Source organism: Shewanella sp. Iso12, assembly GCF_012030025.1.
Classification (GTDB): Bacteria; Pseudomonadota; Gammaproteobacteria; order Enterobacterales; family Shewanellaceae; genus Shewanella; species Shewanella algae.
Genome location: NZ_JAAUHW010000049.1, coordinates 1 through 448 on the forward strand (window position 1 = coordinate 1; position 448 = coordinate 448).

Sequence of the window (448 nt, forward strand, 5' to 3'; positions counted from 1 at the left end):
CGGTGCAGACACTGAATATCCTGCTGTTCAATAGACTTCTCCGGCACATAGCGCATACCCGGGCGACTGTCAGCTTCGACAATTGCAGCTGCATCATTTTTGTCATTTTTACTGCCCATTCTGAAGGGGGCAACATACTGTGGACTGATTTGTTTAACTTCATGTCCGTATTGTCTGAACTGGCGTGACCAGTAATTTGCACTGCCGCACGCTTCCATCACAATACGGGACGGAGGCTGCTGAACAATAAACGCCGTCAATTTTTCACGGGTGATCATTTTATTCGCTTTCTTCTCACCCTGCGCAGATACGATATTCACCTGAAAAACTCGCTTTGCCAGATCAATTCCGATAATTTGTTCCATGGGACACCTCTTCATATTGCTGTTGGTTTGCACTTACAGCATGGCTCACTGAAGTCTTTGTGGGGAGGTGTCCATTTCATTAG

1 protein-coding gene is annotated in these 448 nt (G+C 46.4%); it reads right to left on the minus strand.

All coding sequences use genetic code 11. The features are described from left to right. A partial coding sequence (locus tag HCX89_RS22680; protein WP_167717532.1) for a transposase occupies nt 1-365 on the minus strand: 365 nt, incomplete at its 3' end. Between the last annotated feature and the right edge of the window lie 83 nt (nt 366-448).